This is a genomic window from Halospina sp. K52047b (assembly GCF_008709855.1).
Lineage (GTDB): Bacteria > Pseudomonadota > Gammaproteobacteria > Pseudomonadales > Oleiphilaceae > Halospina > Halospina utahensis_B.
On record NZ_VYJH01000040.1, the window covers coordinates 1 to 295 of the forward strand.

The 295-nt window shown below is 60.3% G+C and carries 1 protein-coding gene; it reads left to right on the plus strand.

Translation table 11 applies throughout. The features are described 5' to 3' along the window. Positions 1-295 (plus strand): transposase (locus F3089_RS15795; RefSeq protein WP_151441736.1); only part of this gene is annotated, 295 nt, incomplete at both ends.

Below are 295 nucleotides of genomic sequence, written 5' to 3' on the forward strand. Positions count from 1 at the left end.
GATCCTGGCGCTGCTGGTGCGCTTCATCCGCCAGCACTGGCCGGCTACCCGGATCGTGTTCCGCGGTGATGCCGGCTTCTATCGCCCCAGGCTGCTTGAATGGTGTGACCGCCATAACGTGGATTACCTGGTCGGGTTCAGCAAAAACAGCAAACTGCTGGATGAGGTCAAAATCCCAATGGCGCGGGTGCGCCACTATTACCGGCAAGCCGGGGAGAAAATGAGTGGCGTTTACCGCTTCCAGTATCAGGCCAGAAGCTGGAAGCGCTCGCGCTGGATCGTCTCCCGGCTGGAG